General features: G+C 53.9%; 1 pseudogene. It reads right to left on the reverse strand.

The features are described from left to right. Nucleotides 1–579 (reverse strand): annotated as a pseudogene (locus KIV40_RS29625) (dihydrolipoyl dehydrogenase); the annotation flags it as partial.

Genomic DNA, 579 nt, shown 5'->3' on the forward strand with positions numbered 1-579 from the left:
TGAGGTCGCGCAGCGCCGTACGGACACCCTCTTCAATCACCGGGTGGTAGAAAGGCATATCCAACATCTCTGAAACCGTCATTTTGTTCTGGTGCGCCCAAGCCAATAGGTGCGCTAAGTGCTCTGCGTTCGGGCCCATCATTTCGGCACCAAGGAAGCGGCCTGTACCTTGCTCACCGTAAACGTGCAGAATACCTTTGTTGCGTAGCATCACTCGTGAGCGACCTTGATTCTCAAAAGAGACTTCACCGGTAGCGAAACAGCCACATGAGCCTAAGCGGGTAGTGATCTCTTTGTAGGTTTCGCCGACCATCGCGATCTGCGGGTCAGAGAAGTCCGCTGAGATTTTTGAGCGGCGCAGGCCGGCACGAATCTCAGGAAAACGACCAGCGTTATCACCGGCAATGCGCGCTTGGTCTGCAGCTTCATGCAGCAGAGGCAGTTGGTTGCTTGCATCACCAGCGATGAATACTGATGGTAATGATGTTTGCAGCGTGTAGTGGTCGGCAACTGGCACACCACGTTCATCAAGCTCAAGAGAGGTATTCTCTAGGCCAAGCTTGCCTGTATTGGGACGAC

It is taken from the genome of Vibrio sp. D173a (assembly GCF_030248475.1).